16 protein-coding genes are annotated in these 17,137 nt (G+C 67.4%); all 16 read left to right on the top strand.

Going from position 1 to position 17,137, the window contains the following annotated elements; translation table 11 throughout:
- Nucleotides 1-18 precede the first annotated feature (18 nt).
- Genes AC1DQK_RS07510 through ftsA form a run of 16 tightly spaced genes read left to right on the top strand, consistent with a single transcriptional unit; the run spans nucleotide 19 to nucleotide 17,132 of the window.
- A complete protein-coding gene (locus AC1DQK_RS07510) occupies nucleotides 19-510 on the top strand; it encodes a division/cell wall cluster transcriptional repressor MraZ (protein WP_477868963.1) in 492 nt (163 codons plus the stop codon).
- Complete coding sequence (gene rsmH, locus AC1DQK_RS07505) at nucleotides 507-1,490, top strand: 16S rRNA (cytosine(1402)-N(4))-methyltransferase RsmH (protein ID WP_477868961.1); 984 nt, start codon at nucleotides 507-509, stop codon at nucleotides 1,488-1,490. Before AC1DQK_RS07510 ends, rsmH begins: the two co-directional genes overlap by 4 nt.
- A complete protein-coding gene (locus AC1DQK_RS07500) occupies nucleotides 1,487-2,107 on the top strand; it encodes a hypothetical protein (RefSeq protein WP_477868959.1) in 621 nt (206 codons plus the stop codon). The genes rsmH and AC1DQK_RS07500 overlap by 4 nt, the downstream gene beginning before the upstream one ends.
- Nucleotides 2,104-3,864 carry a peptidoglycan D,D-transpeptidase FtsI family protein gene (locus AC1DQK_RS07495; RefSeq protein ID WP_477868957.1) on the top strand — a complete coding sequence of 587 codons (1,761 nt, stop codon included), beginning with the start codon at nucleotides 2,104-2,106 and terminating at the stop codon, nucleotides 3,862-3,864. The genes AC1DQK_RS07500 and AC1DQK_RS07495 overlap by 4 nt, the downstream gene beginning before the upstream one ends.
- A complete protein-coding gene (locus AC1DQK_RS07490) occupies nucleotides 3,851-5,290 on the top strand; it encodes a UDP-N-acetylmuramoyl-L-alanyl-D-glutamate--2,6-diaminopimelate ligase (protein ID WP_477868955.1) in 1,440 nt (479 codons plus the stop codon). The genes AC1DQK_RS07495 and AC1DQK_RS07490 overlap by 14 nt, the downstream gene beginning before the upstream one ends.
- Nucleotides 5,287-6,687, top strand: a complete 1,401-nt coding sequence (locus AC1DQK_RS07485; RefSeq protein ID WP_477868953.1) for a UDP-N-acetylmuramoyl-tripeptide--D-alanyl-D-alanine ligase — start codon at nucleotides 5,287-5,289, stop codon at nucleotides 6,685-6,687. Before AC1DQK_RS07490 ends, AC1DQK_RS07485 begins: the two co-directional genes overlap by 4 nt.
- Nucleotides 6,675-7,745, top strand: a complete 1,071-nt coding sequence (mraY, locus tag AC1DQK_RS07480) for a phospho-N-acetylmuramoyl-pentapeptide-transferase (RefSeq protein WP_477868951.1) — start codon at nucleotides 6,675-6,677, stop codon at nucleotides 7,743-7,745. Before AC1DQK_RS07485 ends, mraY begins: the two co-directional genes overlap by 13 nt.
- A complete protein-coding gene (gene murD / locus AC1DQK_RS07475) occupies nucleotides 7,742-9,022 on the top strand; it encodes a UDP-N-acetylmuramoyl-L-alanine--D-glutamate ligase (RefSeq protein WP_477868949.1) in 1,281 nt (426 codons plus the stop codon). Before mraY ends, murD begins: the two co-directional genes overlap by 4 nt.
- The gene (locus tag AC1DQK_RS07470; protein WP_477868947.1) at nucleotides 9,019-10,236 is read left to right on the top strand and encodes an FtsW/RodA/SpoVE family cell cycle protein; all 1,218 of its coding nucleotides are present in this window, start codon (nucleotides 9,019-9,021) and stop codon (nucleotides 10,234-10,236) included. The genes murD and AC1DQK_RS07470 overlap by 4 nt, the downstream gene beginning before the upstream one ends.
- On the top strand, nucleotides 10,233-11,393 hold the full coding sequence (gene murG, locus AC1DQK_RS07465; protein ID WP_477868945.1) for an undecaprenyldiphospho-muramoylpentapeptide beta-N-acetylglucosaminyltransferase: 1,161 nt from the start codon (nucleotides 10,233-10,235) through the stop codon (nucleotides 11,391-11,393). Before AC1DQK_RS07470 ends, murG begins: the two co-directional genes overlap by 4 nt.
- Complete coding sequence (gene murC / locus AC1DQK_RS07460) at nucleotides 11,390-12,811, top strand: UDP-N-acetylmuramate--L-alanine ligase (protein WP_477868943.1); 1,422 nt, start codon at nucleotides 11,390-11,392, stop codon at nucleotides 12,809-12,811. The genes murG and murC overlap by 4 nt, the downstream gene beginning before the upstream one ends.
- Nucleotides 12,808-13,008 carry a hypothetical protein gene (locus AC1DQK_RS07455; RefSeq protein ID WP_477868941.1) on the top strand — a complete coding sequence of 67 codons (201 nt, stop codon included), beginning with the start codon at nucleotides 12,808-12,810 and terminating at the stop codon, nucleotides 13,006-13,008. Before murC ends, AC1DQK_RS07455 begins: the two co-directional genes overlap by 4 nt.
- Complete coding sequence (gene murB, locus AC1DQK_RS07450) at nucleotides 12,987-13,946, top strand: UDP-N-acetylmuramate dehydrogenase (RefSeq protein WP_477868939.1); 960 nt, start codon at nucleotides 12,987-12,989, stop codon at nucleotides 13,944-13,946. The genes AC1DQK_RS07455 and murB overlap by 22 nt, the downstream gene beginning before the upstream one ends.
- A gap of 37 nt (nucleotides 13,947-13,983) precedes the next feature.
- Nucleotides 13,984-14,925, top strand: coding sequence for a D-alanine--D-alanine ligase (locus tag AC1DQK_RS07445; protein WP_477868937.1), 942 nt, complete (start codon nucleotides 13,984-13,986; stop codon nucleotides 14,923-14,925).
- Nucleotides 14,922-15,833: a cell division protein FtsQ/DivIB gene (locus AC1DQK_RS07440; protein WP_477868935.1), complete on the top strand. Its 912-nt coding sequence runs from the start codon at nucleotides 14,922-14,924 to the stop codon at nucleotides 15,831-15,833. The genes AC1DQK_RS07445 and AC1DQK_RS07440 overlap by 4 nt, the downstream gene beginning before the upstream one ends.
- A gap of 36 nt (nucleotides 15,834-15,869) precedes the next feature.
- Nucleotides 15,870-17,132 (top strand): cell division protein FtsA, encoded by a 1,263-nt coding sequence (gene ftsA / locus AC1DQK_RS07435; protein WP_477868933.1) that lies wholly within the window; start codon nucleotides 15,870-15,872, stop codon nucleotides 17,130-17,132.
- The last annotated feature ends 5 nt before the right edge of the window (nucleotides 17,133-17,137 follow it).

Genomic DNA, 17,137 nt, shown 5'->3' with positions numbered 1-17,137 from the left:
GTCTTCAATGACGTTCATTTGAACGGCGTCGACGCCAAGGGGCGGGTCTCGCTGCCGGCTGCCTTCCGCCAGACCATCGACATCCGCTGCACCACCGGAAACGTGGCCAAGGGTCTCGAAAAGACGCTGCGCATGGCCAAGCACCCGACCCTGCCGTGCATCGAGGTCAGCGACGCGCTGCAGATCGCCGAAACCGAAGAGCAGATGAACGCCCATGCCGCCCGCATGGCAGAACAGACCGGCCAGCTGCACGGCGACGTGCTCGACGAGCTCGAGGCCAAGACCTATCCGCAGATGAAGGATGTCGGCTACGATTCCGCAGGCCGCATGATCCTGCCGGAGCGACTGCGCGCCAAGGCGCAGATCGGCAGCGATGCGCTGTTCGTCGGCCGCGGCCGACGCTTCCGCATCTGGAACCCCGAAATTCTCCGCGCCAACCTCGATGCCGAATCCGAAGACGTCCTCGAGGAGATGGACGACTTGCTGGCCAAGCGGAAGGAGCGCGCATGACCGCCACCGCCTCCCAGAATGCCGCACCGCATATCCCGGTGCTCCTCGACGAGGTGCTCGCCGGCCTGGCCCCCAAGGCAGGCGAAACGCATGTCGACGGCACCTTCGGGGCAGGCGGCTATACGCGCGCGATCCTGCGCACCGGGGCGCACGTCATCGCCTTCGACCGCGATCCCGACGCCATCGCCGAAGGCCGCGCCCTGGAAGCGGAGAATGACGGGGCGCTGATCCTGGTATCCGATCGCTTTTCCCGGATCGCCGAGGCCCTGCATGAGCGCGGTGTCGACCAAGTCGATGGGGTTACCCTCGACATCGGTGTCTCGTCGATGCAGCTCGACCAGGCCGATCGCGGATTTTCGTTCCAAGCCGATGGCCCGCTCGACATGCGCATGGAGCAGGCCGGCATGACCGCGGCCGATTTCCTCAACGAAGCCGACGAGGCTGAGATCGCCGACGTGCTGCACGAGCTGGGCGAGGAGCCGCGAGCACGCCGCGTCGCGCGTGCGATCGTGGCGGCGCGCCCGATCGCCCGGACCGCGCAGCTGGCCGAAGTGGTGCGCCGCGCGCTCGGCCATCGGCCGCATGAGAAGAAGGATCCCGCCACCCGCACCTTCCAGGCGATCCGGATCCACCTGAATGCCGAACTCGATGAACTGGAGCAGGGCCTTGCTGCCGCCGAACGGGTGCTTCGCCCGGGCGGCCGCCTCGCGGTCGTGTCGTTCCATTCGATCGAGGATCGGATTGTAAAGCGTTTCCTGCGCGAGCGAAGCGGGGCGACCCCCGCCGGCTCGCGGCACCTTCCAGACGTGCGCGGCGGGGGGCCGCGTCCAAGCTTCGAGGCCGTCGCCAAGCCGGTGCGTGCTGGCGATGCCGAGGTTGCCCGCAACCCCCGGTCCCGTTCGGCGACATTGCGCGTCGCACGTCGGACCGAGGCCTCGCCATGGGGCCCCGCTGCACAAAAAGAAGGACGTCTGGGATGATCACGACCCGATTCAGAGAGGTGGTCTGGACTGGGGGCATCTGCGCCGCAGCGCTCTCCTTCTACATGGTGTCGCAGACCGTGGCGACGAAGCGCGCGGAGCTGACCGGGGTCGAGCGCAAGATCGCCGCGACGAACCAGGAGATCCGCCAACTCCGCACCGAGATCGACACGCGCGGCGGGCTCGCCCAGATCGAAAGCTGGAATCAGCGGGTCTACGGCTTGCAGGCTCCCGGTGCCGGCCAGTTCGTCGACAACGCGATCAAGCTGGTGGCACTCACCCAGCCCCAGACGGCGCCGGCGCTGCCGCTCGATCCGGCTATCGTCGCCAGCCATGGCGCGGTCAGCCAGGTCAACCTCAACGTCATCGAGGATGGGGGCATGCGCGCACGGGCGATCAAGACCGTGGCCGCGACGCCATCGCCTCAGATCGCGCAACCGACGCTGCGTCAGGCCAGCTTCGTCCAGGCCAAGCCGTCGGCGCTGGCGCCCTCGACGCCTTCGCCGATCCAGGAGATCGCGCAGCACCGGCCGGCCAGGGCGGGACTGGGCGACGATTTCCTCGCCGATCTCGGCGACGAGGGATCCGCCGGCCGCCCGCGCAAAGCGCGGCCATGAACGCGATCGCCGTCGGGCTCGCCCCGCCGCGCGATCGCGCCCTCGCCAAGATAAACGACGCGACCCGGATCGCACATTACCGGCTGATGATCCTGATGCTGCTGTTTGCGCTGCTCACGGGCATCATCGGACTGCGCCTGTTCTATCTCGCGCTGTTTAACGCGCCCGATCGCAGCGCCGTCTCGGCCGCCACGGGTCCGCGCGCTGACATCACCGATCGCAATGGCGTCGTGCTCGCCGCAACCATCAAGGGCGTCAGCCTGGCCGTGCGCCCGCCGCGGGTGATCGGAGACAAGGAGAAGCTGGCGACCGAGCTGGCGCGGCTCTTCCCATCACGGCCGATCGACTATTACCGGCGCATCCTGCGCGGCCCGCGCAAATTCGTCTATCTCGAGCGCGGCGCGACGCCGGCCAAGATCCACGCCGTGCGGCTGCTCGGCGAACCGGCGATCGAGGAGGTTCCCGAGCCCAAGCGCTTCTATCCGCAGGGCACCATGGCGAGCCAGGTGATCGGCTATATGGACATCGGCGGCGTGCCGGTGAGTGGCATGGAGGCCTATCTCGACAAGCGGCTGACCAGCCCTGCCAATGCCGGCCAGCCGGTGGCGCTGTCACTCGACAGCCGGGTGCAGGCCGCGATGGAGAGCGCCCTCGCCGCGCAGGTCATCAAGCATAGCGCCGTCGGCGGTGCGGGCATCGTTCTCGACGTGCACACCGGCGAAATACTGGCGATGGCGTCGTTGCCGGTGTTCAACTCCAATGCGCCGGGACTGGTGCCCGTCGGCACCGATCCGCTTCGTCCGGACGCCCGCTATAATCGCGCGATCAGCTCGGTCTATGAGCTCGGCTCGACCTTCAAGATGATCACCTTCGCCAACGCCATCGAGAACGGCGTCATCACCGACTTCGGCAAGAAATATGACGCGACCGCGCCGCTGCACGTCGGCGGCTTCACGATCCGGGACGATCATCCCGAGAATCGCTGGATGTCGATCCCCGACATCATGATCCATTCGAGCAACATCGGCACCGCGCGGATCGCCGACGAGCTGGGCGAGGCGCGGACCTCCGCCTTCTTCCGCAAGCTGGGCTTCGATCGCCCGGTCGATCTGGAGCTTGGTGCGCGCGGCAAGCCGCTCTGGCCCGGCTTCTGGGCGCGGACCACCGTCATGACGACGGCCTATGGCCATGGCATCGCGGTGAGCCAGCTCCACCTCGCCAATGCCTATGCGGCGCTGGTCAACGGCGGGATCATGCGTCCCGCGACGATGCTCAAGCGGGCGCCCGGCACGGTGCCGGCGGGCCGGCGCGTCATCTCGGAGGCGACCAGCGCGCGGATGCGGCAGCTGATGCGGCTGGTGGTGACCCATGGCACCGGCAAGAGCGGCAATCTTCCCGGCCTGCGGATCGGCGGCAAGACCGGGACCGCGGAAAAGAACCTCAATGGCCATTACATCCATAACAGCCTGGTCACGACTTTTGCCGGCGTCTTCCCGATGGACGCCCCGCGCTATGTCGTGATCGTCACCATGGACGAGCCGCAGGGCATCAAGGAGACCTATGGTTTCCGCACTGCCGCCTGGACCGCGCTGCCCGCCGTGAAGAACATCATCGCCCGCATCGGCCCGCTCCTCGGCATCATTCCCGATCCCAGCAAGGACATCGATTTGTCCGACCTGCTTCCCTATGTCTACGAAGAGCAGCTGAAGGCGAAAGAGGGCGAGCAGAAAGAGACCTCGATCCATGCGATTGACTGATCTTCTCCCGGACATTCCCGCCGAGGCAGGACAGGCCCGCATCACCGGCTTCGCCATCGATCATCGCAAGGTGGCGCCGGGAACGGTGTTCGGCGCCTTCAAGGGAGCGCGCTTCAACGGCGAGGATTTCATCGGCCAGGCGATCGCCGATGGTGCGGTCGCGGTGATCTCGGCGCCCGGCGTGGCGGTCGAAGGGGCGGTCCATGTCAGCGATGCCGAGCCGCGCCGCGCCTTTGCCGCGCTCGCCGCACGCTTTTTCGCCCCTTTCCCCGAGACGACGGTTGCTGTCACCGGCACCAACGGCAAGACCTCGACGGTCGAGCTGACCCGCCAGCTCTGGCGGATGGCGGGTTACCACGCGGCGTCGATCGGCACGCTCGGCGTCACGACCGCGGACGAGCAGGTTTCGACCGGGCTCACCACGCCGGACATCGTCACCTTCCTGTCGAACATGGCCGGGCTGCGCCGCGAGGGCGTCACCCATGCCGCCTTCGAGGCATCGAGCCACGGCCTGTCGCAGTATCGCACCGAGGGTCTGCCGGTCCGCGCCGCCGCGTTCACCAATCTCAGCCGCGATCATCTCGATTATCATGGCACCATGGAGGCCTATTTCGCCGCCAAGCTGCGGCTGTTCACCGAGGTACTCGATCAGGACGGCACCGCCGTGGTGTGGGCCGACGATCCCAAGGCGGCAGATGTCTTGGCGGCGATTTCGGCGCGCGGCATCAGGCTGGTCAGCGTTGGTGCCAAGGGCGAGGCAATCCGGCTGCTCGATCGCACCCCCACCGCGCTGGGCCAGACCCTGCGCCTCGAAATCGACGGCCAAGCACGCGAACTCAAGCTGCCGCTGATCGGCGCCTATCAGGCTGCCAATGCGCTCGTCGCGGCAGGCCTGGTCATCGCCACTGGCGGCGAGGTCGACCTGACCCTCGCCAATCTCCAGCGCGTGGCGCCGGTCCGCGGGCGGCTGGAACGCGCCGCGATCACGAAGACGGGCGCGCCGGTCTATGTCGACTATGCGCACACGCCGGACGGGCTCGAAGCCGCGATCAGCGCGCTGCGCCCGCACGCCGCCAATCGGCTCATCACCGTCTTCGGCGCGGGCGGCGATCGCGATACCGGCAAGCGCCCGCTGATGGGCGAGGTGGCGACCCGCTTGTCCGACCGCGCGATCGTGACCGACGACAATCCCCGCAGCGAGGATCCCGGCGCAATCCGTCGGGACATCATGGCTGGCGCGCCCGGCGCCATCGAGGTTGCAGGCCGCCGCGAGGCCATCGCCGCCGCAATCGGCGAGGCCCAGGGCGGCGACATCGTCCTGATCGCGGGCAAGGGCCATGAGCAGGGCCAGATCATCGGTGCCGGCGAGACGATGCGCGTGCTGCCGTTCGACGACGTCGGCGTGGCGCGGGAGTGCGCGGCATGACCCCGCTCTGGACCGCCTTCGACATCGCCGCGGCGGTCGATGGAGAAGTGCATGGCGACTTCTCCGCGAGCGGCGTCGCCTTCGACTCGCGGGAGATCGGCGCCGGCGACCTGTTCATCGCGCTGCAGGGTGAAGCGACCGACGGGCACCGCTTCCTCGACAGGGCCTTCGCGGCAGGGGCCGCCGGCGCGATCGTATCGGAAGCCTGCAGCGGCCCGCATGTTCGAGTCGCCGATACGATGGCGGCACTGGACGCGCTGGCGGCCGCGTCCCGCGCCCGGATGAAGGGCCAGATCATCGGCGTCACCGGTTCGGTGGGCAAGACCGGCACCAAGGAAGCCCTGTTCGATTGCCTCGACCGGTCGCTGCGCGGCAGGGTCCATCGATCGGTCAAAAGCTATAACAATCATACCGGCGTTCCGCTGAGCCTCGCCCGGATGCCGGCCGATACGCGCATCGGCATCTTCGAGATGGGGATGAACCATAGCGGCGAACTGGCCGCGCTGACCCGACTGGTCCGTCCGCATGTCGCGATCGTGACCGCCATCGCCCCGGCCCATAGCGCATTCTTCGCAAGCGAGGCCGCGATAGCCGAGGCCAAGGGCGAGATATTCCAGGGACTGGAGCCTGGCGGCACCGCGATCATTCCCTATGACAGCCCCCACCGCGAGCGGCTCCTCGCCGCCGCCCGGCCCTTCGCAGGCCGGATCCTCACCTTCGGCGCCAACCGGGCCGCGGATGTCCACATCCAGGACATGGTGCCGCTCGACAACGGCACCCTGGTATCGCTGATCCTTCCCGATGCCGAGCTCACCTTCACCATCGCGCCTCCAGGCGAGCATTGGGTATCGAACGCCATGGCGGTGATCACCGCGGTCTGGGCAGTCGGGGGCGACCTGGCCGCCGCCGGCCTCGCCTTCGCGGACATGGCGGGCCTGCCCGGGCGCGGGCTACGCAGCCACGTCGCCGCCGGCGGCGGCACGGCGCTGGTCATCGACGAGAGCTATAATGCCAACCCCGCCTCGATGGCGGCGACGATCAAGATGCTGGGCGAGGAGAAGGCGGAGCGCCGGATAGCCGTGCTCGGGGAAATGCGCGAGCTGGGCGCCGGATCGCCCGCCTACCACGCCGATCTCGCCGGGCCGCTGCACGAAGCCAAGGTGGATTTTGCACTGCTCGTCGGCCCGGAGATGACCGCGCTCGCCAACGCTCTTGAGGGACGCATCGATTTCGCGCATGTGCCCGACGCCGGCGCGGCGCTCGATTCGATCGAGACACTGATCGCGCCCGGCGATGCCATATTGATCAAGGGATCGAACGCGATCGGCCTTTCGCGCCTCGTCGAGCATCTGCGCTCGAGGGCAGGAGCCGGCGAAAGGACGACATGCTCTACCTGATTGCCGATCAGCTCGGGTTTCCGGGAATCCTGAACCTCATTCGGTACATCACCTTTCGCGCGGGCGCGGCTGCGCTGACGGCCCTGTTCATCGGCATGCTCATCGGCCCGCGCTTCATCGGCTGGCTGCGCATTCGCCAGGGCAAAGGCCAGCCGATCCGCGCCGACGGCCCGCAGACCCATCTCGCCAAGGTCGGCACGCCGACGATGGGGGGACTGATGATCCTGATCGCGGTGATGGTCTCGCTGTTGCTGTGGATGGACCTTACCAACCGCTATGTCTGGGCCTGTATCGGCGTGACGCTCGGCTTCGGGCTGATCGGCTTCCTCGACGATTACGACAAGGTGACGAAGCGCAGCCACAAGGGCGTCTCGGGCAAGGTTCGCCTGCTGGGCGAATTCGTCATCGCCGGGCTGGCAAGCTGGCTGATCGTGTCGGGCAACGGCACTGAGCTGTACCTGCCCTTCTATAACGGACCGGTGATCGATCTCGGCCCCTTCTATATCCTGTTTGCCGCCTTCGTGATCGTCGCTTTCGGCAATGCGGTGAACCTGACCGACGGGCTGGACGGACTCGCCACCATGCCGGTGGTGATCGCCAGCCTCGCCTTCTTCGTGATCGTCTATCTGGTCGGCAACGCCAAATTCGCGCATTATCTCGGCATTCCGCATGTCTTCGGGGCGGGCGACCTGACGATCATGACCGCGGCGATCATCGGCGGCGGCCTCGCCTTCCTGTGGTTCAACGCGCCGCCGGCGGCGGTGTTCATGGGCGACACCGGCAGCCTGGCGCTCGGCGGAGCGCTCGGCGCGATCTCGGTGGTCGCGCATCACGAGATCGTCCTGGCGATCGTCGGCGGCCTGTTCGTGATGGAGACCGTCTCGGTGATCCTCCAGGTGTTCTTCTACAAGCGCACCGGCAAGCGCATCTTCCGCATGGCGCCCATCCACCATCATTTCGAGCAGCTCGGCTGGAGCGAGCCGACCGTCGTGATCCGCTTCTGGATCATCGCCTTCGTCCTCGCCCTCGCCGGCCTCGCGACGCTCAAGTTGCGGTGATCACGAGCAGCGCCTTTGCGGGGAAGACCTACGCGGTGCTCGGGCTGGCGCGCTCGGGACTGGCGGCCGTCGAGGCGCTGCTGGCGAGCGGCGCCCGCGTCACCGCGTGGGACGGAAAGGAGGAAGCGCGCGCGAAGCTTCCGGGCGGCGCCACCCCGGCCGATCCGCTCGCCTCCGACCTCAGCGAATATGAGAGCGTCATCGTGTCGCCCGGGGTGCCGCTGAACAAGCATCCGATCGTAGCGCACGCCGCGCAGTTCGGCGTGCCCGTGATCGGCGATATCGAGCTGTTCGCCCAGGCGCGCGCCGACCTCCCTGCCCATAAGGTCGTCGGCATCACCGGCACCAACGGCAAGTCGACCACGACCGCGCTGATCAAGCACATCATCGAAACGGCTGGCGTGCCGACCCTGATGGGCGGGAACATCGGGCTCCCCATCATGGGCCGTGATCCGCTCGAAAAGCACGGCATCTACGTTCTCGAGCTGTCGAGCTATCAGATCGACCTGACCTTCAGCCTCGACTGCGACGTCGCGGTGCTGACCAACATCACCCCCGATCATCTCGATCGCTATGACGGCTTCCAGGGCTATGCCGACAGCAAGGAACGGCTGTTCGCGATGCAGTCACCCGAGCATGTCGCGATCATCGCCGTCGAGGATGCGCCGAGCCGGGCGATAGCATCGCGCTATCCCCAGGTGATCGGCGTGTCTTCGGCCGAGGTATCCGGCCAGGAGCATTGGCCGGCGCTGCAGGGACCGCACAACGCGCAGAACGCCGTCATCGCGATACAGGTCGCCCGCGCGCTGGAGATCCCGGAGGGTGCGATCGACAAGGGTCTCGCGACCTATCCCGGCCTGCCGCATCGGATGGAGCGGGTCGCCGAGAAGGCCGGCATCCTGTTCGTCAACGACAGCAAGGCCACCAACGCGACCGCGACCGCGCCGGCGCTGGCCGCCTATCCGCGCATTCACTGGATCCTCGGCGGCCTGCCAAAGACCGACGATCTCGACGACTGCGCACCGCAGTTCGATCATGTGGTCGCCGCCTATACGATCGGCCAGGCCGGCCCGATGTACGCGCGGATTCTCCAGGATGCCGGCAAGCCCGTTACCGAGAGCGGCACGCTCGACCAAGCGGTGCGCGATGCCGCCGCCGCTGCCAGACCCGGCGAGGTCGTGATGCTCTCGCCGGCATGCGCATCGTTCGACCAATTCGGCGATTATGAAGCACGCGGCGACGCTTTCCGTCGCGCGGTGAAGGGGCTTTCGCTATGAACGTCTCGGTGAATTTCGACTCTGCCGTCCCGCCGTCGCCCCGCCCCGTGAAGCGCTCCCGGTTCGGGCGCGGCAAGCGCACGCCCTTCGCGCGCTGGTTCTGGGAGATCGACCGCGTCCTGCTGCTGCTGGTGACGATGCTGATCGGCATCGGCCTGATCGCCGTCGCCGCCGCCTCGCCGGCGGCGGGCGTGCGCTATTCGGGCAATGGGGTCACCGTCGCCGCGCGCCACTATTTCTGGATGCAGCTCGCCTGGACGATCATCGCCGTGCCGGTGATGATCGGCGTCTCGGCACTGCCGGTAAAGGTCGCGCGGCGGATGGCGCTGATCGGCGGCGGTATTTTCCTGCTGCTACTGGCGCTGGTGCCGGTCGTCGGCAGCGCCGCCAACGGGGCGACACGCTGGATCGCGCTCGGCCCGGCGAAGATCCAGCCGTCGGAGTTCCTGAAACCGCTGTTCGCGGTCGGCATGGCCTGGCTCTTCTCGCTGCGCACCCGCAATCCGGGCATTCCCTTCGCGCTGATCTCGGTCCTGCCCATGGCTCTGATCGCGGTGCTGCTGATGAAGCAGCCGGATTTCGGCCAAACGGTGATCTTCGTTTCGGTATGGATCGTGCTGTTGATGCTGTCGGGCGCGTCGCTCAAGCTGCTCGGGATGCTTGGCGCGGGCGGTCTCGCCGCGGTCGTCTCCGCCTATCTGTTCTATTCGGTGGCCACCGAACGCATCAACAAATTCCTGTTCAAGCAGGGCGACACCTACCAGATGGACCGCGCCCATGCCACGCTCACCAACGGCGGACTGCTGGGGACCGGCCCGGGTGCGGGAACCGAGAAATTCACCCTGCCGGAGCCGCACACCGACTATATCTTCTCGGTGATCGGCGAGGAGTTCGGGCTGATCGCGTGCATCGCCATCGCCTGCCTCTATCTCGCCATCGTCGCCCGCGTCTGCCTGCGCCTCCTGCGCGAGGAGAATGATTTCCTGCTGCTCGCCTCTGCAGGCCTCGTGTCGCAATTCGGGCTGCAGGCGCTGATCAACATGATGGTCAATGTCGGGCTGGCGCCGTCCAAGGGCATGACCCTGCCGTTCATCAGCTATGGCGGCTCGTCGATGATCGCGCTGTCGATCGGATTCGGGCTGCTCCTCGCCTTCACCCGCGAGAACCCGCACCTCAAGGAAGCCGCCTATACGGTGCGCTGGAACGGCCGATGACGATCGTTCGCCATTTCGCCCTCGCGGCCGGCGGGACCGGGGGCCATATGGTCCCCGCGCATGCATTGGCGGCCGAGCTGATGCGCCGCGGCCACCGCGTCGCCCTCGTCACCGACGAGCGCGGCGCGCGCATCCCGGGCCTGTTCGACGGCGTCCAGACCCATATCATCCCGGCGGGGCGTCTTGGCGGCGGCCCGCGCGCATGGCTGAAGGCCTGGCGCGACATTCGCGCGGGTACGGCGATGGCGCGAACCCTCTACGAGACCTTCGATCCGGCGGCGGTGATCGGCTTCGGCGGCTATCCCGCCCTCCCCGCCCTGCGCGCCGGCTTCAAGGCGCGCGTCCCGACGCTGGTGCACGAGCAGAATGCGGTGCTCGGGCGGGTCAATCGGCTCGTCGCCGGCAAGGTCGACGCGATCGCCACCGCCTATCCGCAGGTCCAGCGGCTCAAGCCGAAATATGAGGAGAAGACCTTCCTCGTCGGCAATCCGGTGCGCGACATCGTTCGCGATATCCGCAACCAGCCCTTTCCCGAAATCGGCCCCGACAGCATCTTCCGAGTGCTCGTCACCGGCGGCAGCCAGGGTGCGTCGATTCTCTCCGATGTCGTGCCCGACGGGCTCGCGCTACTGCCGCAGGGCTTCCGCCGCCGGCTGCAGGTGACCCAGCAATGCCGCCCCGAGGACATCGAGGCGGTGCGCAGCAAATATAAGGTGCTGGGCATCCCCGCCGATCTCGCTACCTATTTCACCGACCTGCCCGAGCGGCTCGCCTGGGCGCATCTCGTGATCGCGCGCGCCGGCGCGTCGACCATCGCGGATATCAGCGTCGCGGGCCGGCCCGCGATCCTGATCCCGCTGCCGTCTGCCGCCGACGATCACCAGACCGCCAACGCGCGCGAACTCGCGGCAGTCGGCGGCGCGCGATCGATCCGGCAGGAGAACTTCACGCCGCAGGAGCTGGCCAAGCAGATGCAGAAGCTGGCGCTCGATCCCAAGGCGCTGATCAACGCGGCCAGGCGCGCCTATGGCGTCGGCCGCCCCAACGCCGCGGAGGATCTCGCCGACCTGGTCGAGCGGATCGGGCTCACCCCGATCATGGATCCCATCCCGGTACAAAATCTCGAACTCCGTCCTTTGAAAGGCGCATTCGCATGAAGGGTGTCGCAATTGACATCGGCACCATCCACTTCATCGGGATCGGCGGCATCGGCATGTCCGGCATCGCCGAGGTGATGCACAATCTCGGCTATAAGGTGCAGGGTTCCGATGTCGCGGAAGGCTATGTCGTCGAGGGGCTGCGCAAGCGCGGCATCGAGGTGATGATCGGCCACAAGGCGGAAAACCTTCGCGATGCCGCAGTGGTCGTCACCTCGACCGCGATCAAGCGCGGCAATCCCGAGGTCGAGCTGGCGCTGGAAAAGCGCGTGCCCGTGGTTCGCCGCGCGGAAATGCTGGCCGAGCTGATGCGCCTGAAGTCGACCGTCGCCATCGCCGGCACCCACGGCAAGACCACCACGACCTCGATGGTGGCGGCGCTGCTCGATGCGGGAGGAGTCGATCCGACCGTCATCAATGGCGGAATCATCAACAGCTACGGTTCCAACGCCCGGCTCGGCGCATCGGACTGGATGGTGGTCGAAGCCGATGAAAGCGACGGCAGCTTCCTGCGCCTCGACGGCACCATCGCCGTCGTCACCAACATCGATCCCGAGCATCTCGATCATTACGGCTCGTTCGAGAAGGTGAAGGACAGCTTCGTCGAGTTCGTCGAGAATGTTCCTTTCTATGGCGCGGCGCTGCTGTGCATCGACCATCCCGAGGTCCAGGCGATCATCCCGCGGGTTCGCGACCGGCGCGTCGTGACCTATGGCTTCTCGGCGCAGGCCGACGTCCGGGGCGACAATGTCACCCCGATCCCCGGCGGCAACCGCTTCGACGTGGTCGTCCGCAACCGTGATGGCGCCACCCGCCGGATCGAAGGTGTGACCCTGCCGATGCCTGGCCGCCACAATGTCCAGAACGCGCTCGCCGCGGTCGGCGTCGCGCTGGAGATGGGCATAACCGACGACATCATCTCCACCGGCTTCGCCAAGTTCGGCGGCGTCAAGCGACGCTTCACGAAGGTCGGCGAAGTGCCGGTCGGCAACGGCGTCGCCACGATCATCGACGATTATGGTCACCATCCGGTCGAGATCCGCGCGGTGCTGGCCGCGGCACGCGAAGGCGCCCGCGCCAAGGTGATCGCCGTCGTCCAGCCGCATCGCTACACCCGGCTGCGCGACCTGATGACCGACTTCCAGACCGCCTTCAACGATGCGGACATCGTCTATGTCACGCCTGTCTATCCCGCCGGCGAGACGCCGATCGAGGGCATCGACGCCGCCGCGCTGGTCGCCGGACTCAAGCAGCGCGGGCATCGCGCCGCACAGGCTATTTCCGGGCCGGATGCGCTGGCCGACACCCTGGCGCGGACGATCGGCCCCGATGACATGGTGATCTGCCTGGGCGCCGGTGATATCACCAAATGGGCGGCGGGACTCTCAGGGGCGATAACCAAGGAGAAGGCAGCATGACCGACTATTTCGCGTCCTGGAAACTCCTGCAGGACCAGGCCCTGCACATGCACAAGACCGCCGTCGACGCGGCGTTCAAGGCAATGGGCAGCGGCGAGCAATTCAACAACGCGGCCAAGGCGGCCAAGGAACTCGCCGACATGCAGGCCAGGGCGTGGGAACAGTGGATGGCAATGTGGGGCATCAACAAGAAGTGAGCCCCGCGTCCGCCACGACCTTGCCAGCGCCGCGGCTGCCGCCCCTGCGCGGCAGCGTGGAGGCGCGTGCGTCGCTGGCGGATTTCATCTGGTTCCGGACGGGCGGACCTGCCGAGTGGCTGATCCGCCCTGCCGATGCGCAGGACTTGTCCGACTTCCTGAAAGAGCTCGATCCCGCAGTTCCGCTGTTCCCGGTCGGCGTCGGATCGAACCTGATCGTGCGCGACGGCGGCGTGCCGGGCGTGACCGTGCGGCTGCCCAAGAGCTTCGCGAAAGTGACGATCGAGCCCGGCCATCGGGTCCGCGCAGGAGCGGCCACGATGGGCATCACGGTGGCGAGCGCCGCGCGCGACGCGGGCGTGGCGGGGCTTGAGTTTCTCCGCGGCATCCCGGGCACGGTCGGCGGCGCGGTTCGGATGAACGCCGGCGCCTATGGCCGCGACGCCTCCGACATCCTGGTCGAGGCGACGGTGGTGCTGCGCGACGGCAGCGTGGAAACCTGGCCCGCAGCGCGGCTGGGCTATAGCTACCGCCATTCGGCACTGCCCGAGGGTGCCGTCGTGGTCGAGGCGCTGTTCGAGGGAGTGCCCGGCGAGCCCGGGGTGATCGGCGCCGAGATGGACCGCATCGCCGCCGAACGCGAAGCGAGCCAGCCGCTGCGCAGCCGCACCGGCGGATCGACCTTCAAGAACCCCGATGGTCACAAGGCCTGGGCGCTGGTCGACGCGGCCGGCTGCCGAGGCCTCACCCGCGGCGACGCCCAGGTCAGCGAGAAACACTGCAATTTCCTGCTCAACCTCGGAACGGCGCTTTCCGCCGATATCGAGGCGCTGGGCGAAGAGGTGCGCGAGAAGGTGAAGGCGACGTCGGGCGTGACACTGGAGTGGGAGATACAACGGGTCGGCTTGTTTCGGAACGACGCGAGGGTGGCAAAGTGAGCGGATTTCGGTTCCCCGCGCCGGGGAGGAATTGGGCATGACCCACCCCAAGCTGCACGTAGCGGTCCTGATGGGCGGCTGGTCCTCGGAACGCGAGGTGTCGCTGACCTCGGGCCATGGCGTCGCCGATGCGCTGGAGAGCCTCGGCCATCGCGTCACCCGCATCGACATGGATCGCGAGGTCGCGCTGCGTCTTGCCGAGGCGAAGCCCGATGTCGTGTTCAATGCGCTCCACGGCACGCCTGGAGAAGACGGCACGGTGCAGGGCCTGATGGACCTCATGGGCTTGCCCTATACGCATAGCGGCCTCACCACGTCGGTGATCGCGATCGACAAGGAGCTGACCAAGCAGCAGCTCGTTCCCCACGGCATCCGCATGCCCGAGGGCAGGATCGTCGCGAGCGCCAGCCTGTACGAAGCGGACCCGATCCCGCGCCCCTATGTGCTTAAACCTGTCAACGAGGGCTCGTCGGTCGGCGTGGCGATCGTGAAAGAGCGTGACAATCACGGCACGCCGATTCATCGTGACGCGCATGGCCCCTGGCAAAGCTTCAAGACCCTGCTCGCCGAGCCCTTCATCCGGGGCCGCGAGCTGACCGTCGCAGTGCTCGGCGATCGCGCCCTGTGCGTGACCGAGCTGGTGCCCACCAGCGGCTTCTACAATTATGAGGCCAAATATACCGACGGCCTCACCACCCATATCTGCCCGGCAGACGTGCCGCAGGATATCGCTGATGCGGCGATGAGGATGGCGCTCGACGCGCATCGCCTGCTGAACTGCAAGGGCACGTCCCGCTCGGACTTCCGCTGGGACGACGAGAAGGGCGAGGCCGGACTCTACCTGCTCGAGGTCAACACGCAGCCCGGCATGACGCCGCTCAGCCTGGTGCCCGAACAGGCCCGCCACGTCGGCATGAGCTATGCCGATCTCGTCCAGGCTATCGTCGACGAAGCGCTGCCCCGGGGCGAGCGCGGATGACCGCCGCCCGCGCCCGTTCCGCCGACCGGCGCCCGCGCACCAATGCACCGCCACGCCGCACGCCGGCCAAACGCCGCGCGTCGACGATCGATCGCGCCGTCGACAATCTGCCGATGTCGCGCGATACGCTGCGGCGCACGGGCAACTGGATCCTCGGCGGCGGCATTTGCGTCGGCATCATCGCCGGCCTGATCGCGATGGGCCTGCCCCAGATGATCGGCCTGCTGATCGCCGACGGGATCGGCGACGCCGGCTTCAAGGTCCGCAACGTCGAGATCCTCAATCGCCGCCAGGTGGACAGCGCGGTGGTCTACGACATCGCCATGCGGCAGCAGGCCCGGCCGATGCCGCTGGTCGATCTCGACGGCACCCGCGCCGAGCTGATGAAGCTCGGCTGGATCGCCGACGCCCGTGTCTCGCGCCGGCTGCCCGACACGCTGGTGGTCGACATCGTCGAGCGCGTGCCAACCGCGATCTGGCAATATCAGCACCGCCTCGCACTGATTGACAAGGACGGCGTGGTGATCGGCCCGGTCGACGACCGCGCGATGCCCGATCTGCCGGTTGTCGTCGGCCCCGGCGCCAATCGCCGCGCCACCGAACTCGCCAGGCTGATCGCGACGACGCCGTCGCTCAGGCCGCTCGTCACCGCCGCAAGCTGGCAGGGCGACCGCCGCTGGGACATCATCTTCCAGTCGGGCGAGAAGCTGATGCTGCCGGAAGGCGACGAGGAGGCGGCCAAGGCGCTCGCCTTCTTCGCGCTCGAGGATCGCCGCGCGGGCCTGCTCGGCAAGGGGCTGGTATCGATCGACATGCGCGATCCGACCCGGGTGGTTGCCCGCATGTCGCGCGAGCCCGGCACCAAGATAGAAGCGCCAGCGCCACTCAGCGCCAAGTCGGTGACATGAGGTGGGTGCATGGCGATGTGGGGAAAGGGAGCTGTGATGGCGCAATCGCGTAACGACGGTCTGATCACCGCCATCGACATCGGGTCGTCGAAGATTTCGGCGCTGATCGGCCGCGTCGACGAGGCGGGCGAATTCGAAGTGCTCGGCACCGGCCAGCGCGAGAGCCGGGGCGTGCGCCGCGGCTATATCGCCGACATGGAGGCGACCGAAGCGGCGATCCGCGAGGCTGTCGAACAGGCCGAGACGATCGCCCGCACCAATATCGACCATGTCTGGGTAAGCTTTTCGGCCGGCGGGCTGGTCAGCGACGTGGCGCAGGTCGAGGTCAACCTGGGCGGCGTCCAGATCGAGCAGCAGGATATCGACGAGCTGCTCCGCCAGGGCCGGCGCTCGCTCAATCCCGAAGGGCGGATGGTCCTCCACGCCCAGCCGACGCTCTACACGCTCGATGGCCTCACCGGCGTCAAGAATCCGCTCGGTCTCCACGCGGACAAGCTCGGCGTCGAGATCCATGTCATCGCCGCGGAGCCGTCACCGGTGCGCAACCTCGCACTATGCGTCCGATCGGCGCATCTCGGCGTCAAGTCGATCGTCGCCTCGCCGATCGCGACCGGCGTGTCGTGCCTGACCGAGGAAGACCGCGAAATGGGCATCGCGCTGGTCGAGATGGGCGCCGGCGTCACCAATGTCGCGCTGTTCGCCGGCGGCCTGCTTGTCGGCCTCACCTCGCTGCCGATGGGCGGCTCCGACATCACTGACGATATCGCCTCGGCCTTCAACATCCGCCGCGCGCAGGCCGAGCGGCTCAAATGCTTCCACGGCTCGGCACAGAACTCACCGCGCGACAATCACGAGATGATCGAGATCGGCTCGCCCGAGGAAACCGAGGACGGCGCCGAACCGCCGCGGATCAGCCGGGCACAGCTGATCCAGGTGATCCGGCTGCGGCTCGACCACTGGATGGACGCTGTCGCCAAGGCGCTGACCGAACTCGGCTATGTCGGGCCGGTTGGCCGCCAGGTGGTGCTGACCGGCGGCGGCGCCGAACTCAAGGGCATCGCCGATTATGCGCAGGGATTGCTGGGCCGGAGCGTGCGCATCGGCCGGCCCAAGACGATGCACGGGCTGCCCGATGCCCATAGCGGCCCCGCCTTCGCCACGCTCGCCGGGCTCGCCCAGGTTGCTGCGACCAATCCGGCCGACCTGAGACCATTCTCGGCCGAACCGCAGACCGTCCATCGCGCTCAGGCCAGCGGACTGGTATCAAGGCTGATCACGGCCCTGAAGAGTGGCTATTGACCGTG

Source organism: Rhizorhabdus sp. P4_G5 (assembly GCF_056401065.1).
The sequence above is the reverse complement of the archived record's forward strand: the minus strand, read 5'-3'. Positions and strand labels throughout refer to the sequence as shown.

Excerpts from the sequence above, each read along its gene's own strand:
- AC1DQK_RS07490 (WP_477868955.1), top strand. The coding sequence starts at position 3,851 with ATGCGATTGACTGATCTTCTCCCGGACATTCCCGCCGAGGCAGGACAG.
- ftsA (WP_477868933.1), top strand. The coding sequence starts at position 15,870 with ATGGCGCAATCGCGTAACGACGGTCTGATCACCGCCATCGACATCGGG.
- murC (WP_477868943.1), top strand. The coding sequence starts at position 11,390 with ATGAAGGGTGTCGCAATTGACATCGGCACCATCCACTTCATCGGGATC.
- AC1DQK_RS07470 (WP_477868947.1), top strand. The coding sequence starts at position 9,019 with ATGAACGTCTCGGTGAATTTCGACTCTGCCGTCCCGCCGTCGCCCCGC.
- mraY (WP_477868951.1), top strand. The coding sequence starts at position 6,675 with ATGCTCTACCTGATTGCCGATCAGCTCGGGTTTCCGGGAATCCTGAAC.
- AC1DQK_RS07440 (WP_477868935.1), top strand. The coding sequence starts at position 14,922 with ATGACCGCCGCCCGCGCCCGTTCCGCCGACCGGCGCCCGCGCACCAAT.
- AC1DQK_RS07495 (WP_477868957.1), top strand. The coding sequence starts at position 2,104 with ATGAACGCGATCGCCGTCGGGCTCGCCCCGCCGCGCGATCGCGCCCTC.
- AC1DQK_RS07485 (WP_477868953.1), top strand. The coding sequence starts at position 5,287 with ATGACCCCGCTCTGGACCGCCTTCGACATCGCCGCGGCGGTCGATGGA.
- murG (WP_477868945.1), top strand. The coding sequence starts at position 10,233 with ATGACGATCGTTCGCCATTTCGCCCTCGCGGCCGGCGGGACCGGGGGC.
- AC1DQK_RS07500 (WP_477868959.1), top strand. The coding sequence starts at position 1,487 with ATGATCACGACCCGATTCAGAGAGGTGGTCTGGACTGGGGGCATCTGC.
- AC1DQK_RS07445 (WP_477868937.1), top strand. The coding sequence starts at position 13,984 with ATGACCCACCCCAAGCTGCACGTAGCGGTCCTGATGGGCGGCTGGTCC.
- AC1DQK_RS07455 (WP_477868941.1), top strand. The coding sequence starts at position 12,808 with ATGACCGACTATTTCGCGTCCTGGAAACTCCTGCAGGACCAGGCCCTG.
- rsmH (WP_477868961.1), top strand. The coding sequence starts at position 507 with ATGACCGCCACCGCCTCCCAGAATGCCGCACCGCATATCCCGGTGCTC.